Annotated in this window: 7 protein-coding genes and 1 tRNA gene; 3 read left to right on the top strand and 5 right to left on the bottom strand. The window is 62.0% G+C overall.

Going from position 1 to position 7,409, the window contains the following annotated elements; genetic code table 11:
- Window positions 1–252: 252 nt before the first annotated feature.
- From RJQ10_RS17995 to RJQ10_RS18010, 4 genes are all read right to left on the bottom strand, one after another.
- Window positions 253–1,860: a carboxyl transferase domain-containing protein gene (locus RJQ10_RS17995; RefSeq protein ID WP_350148767.1), complete on the bottom strand. Its 1,608-nt coding sequence runs from the start codon at window positions 1,858–1,860 to the stop codon at window positions 253–255.
- 14 nt (window positions 1,861–1,874) lie between these two features.
- Window positions 1,875–3,044 (bottom strand): isovaleryl-CoA dehydrogenase, encoded by a 1,170-nt coding sequence (locus RJQ10_RS18000; protein ID WP_350148768.1) that lies wholly within the window; start codon window positions 3,042–3,044, stop codon window positions 1,875–1,877.
- A 28-nt stretch (window positions 3,045–3,072) separates the two neighbouring features.
- Complete coding sequence (locus RJQ10_RS18005) at window positions 3,073–3,453, bottom strand: MerR family transcriptional regulator (RefSeq protein ID WP_350148769.1); 381 nt, start codon at window positions 3,451–3,453, stop codon at window positions 3,073–3,075.
- A 135-nt stretch (window positions 3,454–3,588) separates the two neighbouring features.
- A complete protein-coding gene (locus tag RJQ10_RS18010; protein WP_350148770.1) occupies window positions 3,589–4,113 on the bottom strand; it encodes a nuclear transport factor 2 family protein in 525 nt (174 codons plus the stop codon).
- A gap of 185 nt (window positions 4,114–4,298) precedes the next feature.
- Here RJQ10_RS18010 and birA point away from each other — a divergent pair, with 185 nt between their 5' ends.
- From birA to RJQ10_RS18025, 3 genes are all read left to right on the top strand, one after another.
- A complete protein-coding gene (gene birA, locus RJQ10_RS18015; protein ID WP_350148771.1) occupies window positions 4,299–5,276 on the top strand; it encodes a bifunctional biotin--[acetyl-CoA-carboxylase] ligase/biotin operon repressor BirA in 978 nt (325 codons plus the stop codon).
- Window positions 5,273–6,031, top strand: coding sequence for a type III pantothenate kinase (locus RJQ10_RS18020; protein WP_350148772.1), 759 nt, complete (start codon window positions 5,273–5,275; stop codon window positions 6,029–6,031). Before birA ends, RJQ10_RS18020 begins: the two co-directional genes overlap by 4 nt.
- 121 nt (window positions 6,032–6,152) lie before the next feature.
- Window positions 6,153–6,228: transfer RNA gene (locus RJQ10_RS18025), tRNA-Thr, on the top strand.
- A gap of 325 nt (window positions 6,229–6,553) precedes the next feature.
- On the opposite strand, the gene RJQ10_RS18030 is transcribed toward RJQ10_RS18025, so the two are convergent.
- The coding region (locus tag RJQ10_RS18030) for a hypothetical protein (protein WP_350148773.1) at window positions 6,554–7,409 on the bottom strand (856 nt) is incomplete at its 5' end.

The following is a 7,409-nucleotide window of genomic DNA, read 5'->3' on the forward strand; positions in this document are numbered from 1 at the left end:
CTCCCGGTTGCGGGGCGGGGGGCACACCCCAAATTTCAATCATTGTCGGCCGGGCGCGGCCATTCCTGGGCGGCCCACGGTCCCGCCTGCCCCTCTCCGTCCCCCCGCCGCCTCCACTTCCGCACTCCGTTGCGAACATCGCGCTTGAAGGCTTTCGGGAAAAAATGCACGTAGCGTGAATTTCGCTCGCAAATCAGGCCCCAACTGGCGCCGCGCCCGAGTTCGAAGCTCATATTCCAGTGCACCAAATGTTCACATGCGGAACACGCCGAAGCGTGTCTCCTCAATGGGTGCATTGAGCGCCGCGGAAATCGCCAGCCCCAGCACCATGCGCGTATCCGCGGGGTCGATCACCCCGTCGTCCCACAGTCGCGCCGACGCGTAGTAGGGGTGCCCCTGTTCCTCGTAGAGGTCCAGCGTCGGCTGCTTGAACGCGCGCTCCTCCTCTGCCGTCATGCTCTCGCCGTCCCGTGCCAGCTGCTCCTGCTTGACCGTGGCGAGGACGCCGGCGGCCTGCTCGCCGCCCATCACCGAGATGCGGGCGTTGGGCCACATGAACAGGAAGCGCGGCTCGTAGGCGCGGCCGCACATGGCGTAGTTGCCGGCGCCGAAGGAGCCGCCGATGATGACGGTGAACTTGGGCACGTTGGCGCAGGCGACGGCGTGGACCATCTTGGCGCCGTGGCGGGCGATGCCGCCGGCTTCATACTGCTTGCCGACCATGAAGCCGGTGATGTTCTGCAGGAACACCAGGGGTACCTTGCGCTGGGCGCAGAGTTCGACGAAGTGCGCGCCCTTGACTGCGGATTCGCCGAACAGGATACCGTTGTTGGCGATGATCCCCACCGGGTAGCCGTGAATGCGGGCGAAGCCGCAGACCAGGGTTTCGCCGTAGAGGGCCTTGAATTCATCGAATTCGGAGCCGTCGACGACCCGCATGATGACTTCGCGGATGTCATAGGGCTGGCGCGTATCCCTGGGAATGACCCCGTAGATTTCGCTGCTGTCGTACAGCGGTTCCACCGGCTGGCGCAGATCCATGGTCACCGGCTTGACCCGGTTCAGGCGGCCCACGGCGCGACGCACCAGTTCCAGGGCGTGGTGGTCGTTGTTGGCATAGTGGTCGGTAACCCCGGAAGTGCGGCAGTGCACATCTGCACCGCCCAGTTCCTCGGCGCTGACCACTTCCCCGGTGGCGGCCTTCACCAGCGGCGGTCCGCCGAGGAAGATGGTGCCCTGATTCCTGACGATGATGGACTCGTCGGCCATCGCCGGCAAGTAGGCACCGCCCGCAGTGCAGGAGCCGAGCACGGCGGCAATCTGCGGGATGCCGCGGGCGGACATCCGCGCCTGGTTGTAGAAGGCGTGGCCGAAGTGGTCCTTGTCCGGGAACACCTCGTCCTGCAGGGGCAGGAAGGCACCACCGGAATCCACCAGGTAGATGCAGGGCAGCTCGTTCTCGGCGGCGATGGTCTGGGCGCGGCCCTGTTTCTTCACCGTCAGCGGGTAGTAGGTGCCGCCCTTCACGGTGGCGTCATTGACGAAGATCATACACTCCTGGCCGGCGACCCGGCCGATCCCGGTGATGATGCCGGCCCCCGGGACGTCGTCCTCGTAGACCTTGTAGGCCGCCAGCTGGGACAGCTCCAGGAACGGCGAGCCCGGGTCCAGCACCGCCTGCAGCCGCTGTCGGGGCAGCAACTTGCCGCGGGACAGGTGCCGCTCCTGGGCCTTGGGGCCACCGCCTTCGCGCAGGCTCGCGACCAGCTGGCCGAGGTCCTCGACCTGACGCTGCATGTGCTCGCTGTTGGCCTGGAAACCTTCGTCCCGGGGATTGAGGCGTGATTGCAGTACGGTCATGACGTGCGCTCCGGTCAGGCGGTTTCGTTGAACAGCTCGCGGCCGATCAGCATGCGGCGGATTTCCGAGGTGCCGGCGCCGATCTCGTAGAGCTTGGCGTCGCGCAGCAGGCGCCCGGTGTTGGCCTCGTTGGTGTAGCCGAAGCCACCCAAGGCCTGGATGGCCTGCAGGGCCATCTGGGTGGCTTTTTCCGCGGTGTAGAGGATGACCGCTGCGCAGTCCTTGCGGCTCTCCTGGCCGCGGTCGCAGGCGGCTGCCACCGCATACAGATAGGCGCGGCTGGCGGAGAGATCCGCGTACATGTCCGCCAGCTTGCCCTGCATGAGCTGGAACTGGCCGATGCTCTGGCCGAACTGCTCGCGGGTGTGCAGGTAGGGGACGACTTCGTCCAGGCAGGCCTGCATGATGCCCACCGGTCCGCCGGACAGCACCGTGCGCTCGTAATCGAGGCCGGACATCAGCACCTTCACGCCCTGACCCTCGCCACGGAGGATGTTCTCGGCCGGCACCGGGGTGTTGTCGAAGACCAGTTCGCAGGTGTTGGAGCCGCGCATGCCCAGCTTGTCCAGTTTCGGCGAGCGGGAGAAGCCGGGGGAGTCGCGCTCGACGATGAACGCGGTAATGCCTTTCGACCCCGCCGCCGGGTCGGTCTTGGCATAGATGATGTAGACGTCGGCGTCGGGACCGTTGGTGATCCACATCTTGTTGCCGGTCAGGTACCAGGTGTCGCCGTCCTTGCGCGCCTGCAGCTTCATGCTGACCACGTCGGAGCCAGCGTTGGGTTCGGACATGGCCAGTGCGCCGACGTGTTCGCCGCTGCAGAGCTGTGGCAGGTACTTCTGCTTCTGCTCCTCGCTGCCGTTCTTCTGGATCTGGTTCAGGCACAGGTTGGACATGGCGCCATAGGACAGTCCCACCGAGGCCGATGCCCGGCTGATCTCTTCCATCACGATACTGTGAGCCAGGTAGCCCATGCTGGAGCCACCGTAGGCCTCGTCCACGGTGATGCCCAGCAGGCCCATGTCGCCGAACTTGCGCCACAGGTCTGCGGGGAACTGGTTGTCGCGGTCGATCTGCGCCGCCCGCGGGGCGATTTCCTTCTGGCACATCTGGTAGACGGCGTCGCGGAGCATGTCCAGTTCTTCGCCGAGGCCAAAGTCGAGGGTGGGGTAGCCGGTATTCATCGCTGCATCCTGTCGGTTGGTAATCTGGTCACTGTTGGTCCTCCAGTCCGCGCTCGCACAGGGCCTGTACTTCGTCGAGGCCCGCGAGCATGTCCTCGATGTCCTGCTTCTGGCGCAGCAGGCGGGCGCGCCTGTCCTGGACGGTGCGTATAAGGGAGTGTAGCTGGTCGCGGTTGTTGTGCTCGGGGTCGTACATGTCGATAAGCTCGACGCTTTCCCGCAGGCTCATGCCGATGCGCTTGCCGCGCAGGATGAGCTTGATGCGAACCCGGTCGGCGGGGCTGTACAGGCGTTTCTGACCCTCCCGGCGGGGGTGGACCAGGCCTTTCTCTTCGTAGAAGCGGATGGTGCGGGTGGTGACCCCGAACTCGTTGGCCAGCTCCGATATGGTGTAGGTGCTTTTGGCCACGTACCGTGCGCCCCTTTTCAATCCGGTGGTGGCTAACTATAGACCAAGTTTACGTTAACGTAAACGTATTGCTTCTGTCACAGTCACCTTGGCGTCGCGGCATCTTGCGGAGGGCTCGCAGGTCGTGGAGTGGCTTCAGTCTGCGCCCAGTTGCTGCCGCAGCCGGGCCTTCATGGGCTGGACCCAGTTTTCCTGCAGTGCCGGCGACAGCAAGCCCGCCGCATCCAGTTCGTCACAGAGGCGCATCTGGTGGGCCAGGTCGAAGAGGTCGAACTGGCGCACTATTCTCGCCTCGGCGTTCAGGGTGATGAAGGAGATGCCCGGTGTTTCGTAATAGCCGCCATCTGGCCGCTGGCCCGGGCCGCGATTCATCCAGTGGGTCACCAGGCTGTTGTCGCTGCCGGTGTAGACGCCCATGTAGGGAAAGGTCCAGCCCTCCCAGCCCACCTGCATATCACGCCCGTAGTGGGTGGCCTTGATCTCGTCGCTGCCGTTGGCCACGACCTTCATGACCCCGGCGTACTCGCAGGTGTAGACGCAGTCGCGGGCGTAGATTTCGTCGACAAAGAAGGTCCACTCGTTGTCGATGGAGGCCTGTCGGTGGGCGCGGATGAGTTTGTCGGCGGCTGCGCGCAGGGTGGCGTCATCGAGATGGTGCATGGTGAAGTCTCCGGTTGTTATTGTCGGGGGGGCAATACGATTGCGGTCGCAATCTGGCCGCAGGGATGTGCCTACTGTCCCCTGAATCGGGCTTCGAGACCAATTGTGGCGTTTGTACAATTGAACCGCGCCGGTATTTGCTATCATCCACGCTTCAAATCACCAATCGGCAGGCAGCGGCGCAGATGCCCAAGACAACTCTAATCCCCATGCTCGCGGACGGTGAATTCCATTCCGGCCAGGACCTCGCCACCGCCCTGGGGGTGAGCCGCACCGCGGTCTGGAAGCAGCTCAATCGCCTGCAGGAACTGGGTCTGGCCGTGGAGTCGGTCAAGGGGCGTGGCTATCGCATACCCGGAGGCGTGGAGCTGCTGGATGAGGCCAGTATCCGCGCCGGTCTGGATGCCCCCGTGTTGGGTTTGGTGCGGGAACTGCTACTGCTGGAAATCGTCGATTCCACCAATGCCGAGGCCCTGCGCCGGGTCGCTGCGGGCGGTGGGCCGGGATTGGTGTGCAGCGCCGAGCAGCAAACTGCCGGCCGCGGTCGCCGGGGCCGGGACTGGGTCAGTCCCTACGCACGCAACATCTACCTGTCCCTGGTCTGGGAGTACCACGAAGGCGCGGCTGCGCTCGAGGGTCTGAGCCTGGCGGTGGGGGTGGCGGTGGCTCGGTCCCTGGCGCACCTGGCTCTGCCGCAGCTGCAATTGAAGTGGCCCAACGACCTGCTCCACGCCGGCGCCAAGCTGGGCGGTGTGTTGCTGGAAATGGCCGGCGATGCCGCCGGGCGTTGCCAGGTGGTGATCGGGGTCGGTCTCAACGTTGCCATGCCCTCGGCAGCAGCACAGGGTATCGACCAGGACTGGACCGACCTCGCCACGCTCTCGGGTGGCAGGCCGCCGGGGCGCAATGCGGTGGTGGCCAGTCTGCTGAACGAACTGCTGCCGCTGGCGGCGAGCTTTGCCCACACCGGTTTCGCACCCTGGCGCGAAGCCTGGATGGCGCTGGATGCGTTCGCTGATACGCCGGTGGTCATGCACAGCGGGGAGCAGCGCCAGGCCGGCATTGCCCGCGGCGTCGATGAGCGCGGCGCGCTGCAACTGGAGACCACGCTGGGCTTAAGGCCGATTTATGGCGGCGAAATCTCACTGCGGGCAGCACCGTGAGCGCCGCCCGATGCCTGCAATTCGACGTGGGCAACAGCAGCGCCAAGTGGCGTCTTGTGTCCGGTGCCAAGATCATGGCGCGTGGTGTCTATCGCCGGGACGATGACAGCTCTCGCCTACGCCTGCTGGCTTGCAGCGACGCAGTGCAAGCGATCTGGGTTGCCAGCGTGGCGAGTGAGGAGGCGGAGTGGCACCTGAGTGCCATGTTGGAGGAACGCTGGCAGGTGCAGCCCTGGTTTGCCCGCAGTGAGGCGCGTACCGGAACCCTGGTCAACAGTTATCAGCAGCCCCTGCGCATGGGTGTGGACCGCTGGCTGGCGATGCTCGGTGCCTGGCACCGGGAGCCGGCCCGGCTCTGCGTGGTCGATGCCGGCTCGGCCCTCACCATCGATCTGGTGGCTGCAGGCGGTCGCCACGAGGGCGGCTACATCATTCCCGGCCCCTCGCTGATGGAGCGTGCCCTGCTGTTGGACACCGACCGGGTGCGCTTTGCCGAGGAGGCGGTTTATGACCTGGCGCCGGGAACGTCCACGGCGGAAGCGGTGCGGCACGGCATAGCCCTGGCCCAGGCAGCGGCAGTGCGTGTGGCGCTGGAGCAGGCCGGTGAGCCGCGGCCCCGCCTGTACCTGTGCGGCGGTGGCGCCGAAACGCTGCAGCGCCTTCTGGGTGGAGCGGGAGAATGGGTTCCGGATCTGGTTTTTGACGGGCTAGAGGTGATGGCGGCTGCGCACGGGCGGGACAGGGTCCTGGTGTAGAGGTGTGGCCGGCGAGGTGTGGCCGGCGAGGTGTGGCCGGCCGGGTGCTATTGCATCACCCGGGGCCATTGTCTATCATTGCGCCCCCGCGGGAGAGGCAGCTGTCCCGCAGTGTCTTTTGGCTGGCGTAGCTCAGTAGGTAGAGCAGCTGATTTGTAATCAGCCGGTCGGGGGTTCGATTCCTCTCGCCAGCTCCATTATTTTCCTTTTAATTCAAATAGTTAAGGGTGATCCCTTCGGCTTCCTGCTGCCGGCTTTCCGTCCGTGCTACGCTGGTGCTACGTTCGAATTACACCTCAGGCCTGCGCCCGGCAAATTTTGTTCTCATCGTCCGGTTGCGCTTCAATCAGCGAAGTGGTCTGACAGGCGAAATGATAAGGATCCGAAGCGCAGACGACTAGAAACATTAAAACAAGCAAAAATTGCTCGCTTCATTAATGCTCCTGAGTAACGCCGCGCTCTGCGGCAACTTTGAAGCGCAGCGGAAAAGTTGTCTCATAGCAGCGCTTTGTTAGACCAGATTTATCGCTTAACACGGCCTCGCAAGGCTAGAAAAAATAGTGCTAACAATATAGGGCTGACAAATCTGACAGCTATCTCTATACACTCGCCAATAAGCGATAATGTTACGGCAGTACTTTTGAAGCCAGGCAATACTGATTTAAGAACATAGAGCCACGCTGTCGACCAGCCAACAGGGCCATTAGTAAAACCAAACTTCTGTAGCGCCACTGTAGCTATTACAACCAAAGTAAATAACATCAAGAATGAGCGCGATGCTCGAAGACTATATCCAGAAGTTAGCCAATATAGAGTCAAAATCAATCTGTCAGAGAGAGAAGTATCACTATCGTGGCGGCGCATCTCCATTTCACCATAATAAAAATCAGCAGCTCCTGGCTGATCCGCTCTAGCTTCAAGCCCTCTCCGTAAATCCCGATACAACACCGCAATCTGGCTTGGTGAAAGAGGTATAATTTCCCTACATTCTTGCCTGGCCTTATCGTCCTTCTTTGGAATTAGACGTAGCCAGAGCTTAGAAGTGATGTGTCTTCTTTTTGATCTCCATTGAATTTCTTCGGCTATGCATCGTCTCTTCACATTGGCAAATTGAGGGCTAAAATGCAGCTCAGTACTTGATTCTAGTGAAAGCGAACTTAGATTATGTGCTCCGTGAAATTTGCATTCTTTCAATGACAGTCTTGCTAATGTAATTGAATTAGTATCTGTATCTTGCATAGACAATATGCTGGGTAAATTATCATTTGATGTCGCTCCAGTTATAAATAACCGTCGGTTTGCACTCACCCGGTCGAGTATTACTTCACCGCCTTCCAAAATTATAGTGCCACCTTGTGCAAACAACGCCCCATCAATA

It is taken from the genome of Haliea sp., assembly GCF_040222615.1.
Lineage (GTDB): Bacteria > Pseudomonadota > Gammaproteobacteria > Pseudomonadales > Halieaceae > Haliea.

Coding starts and splice junctions, on each gene's coding strand:
- RJQ10_RS17995 (WP_350148767.1), bottom strand. CDS start 1,860: ATGACCGTACTGCAATCACGCCTCAATCCCCGGGACGAAGGTTTCCAG.
- RJQ10_RS18000 (WP_350148768.1), bottom strand. CDS start 3,044: ATGAATACCGGCTACCCCACCCTCGACTTTGGCCTCGGCGAAGAACTG.
- RJQ10_RS18010 (WP_350148770.1), bottom strand. CDS start 4,113: ATGCACCATCTCGATGACGCCACCCTGCGCGCAGCCGCCGACAAACTC.
- birA (WP_350148771.1), top strand. CDS start 4,299: ATGCCCAAGACAACTCTAATCCCCATGCTCGCGGACGGTGAATTCCAT.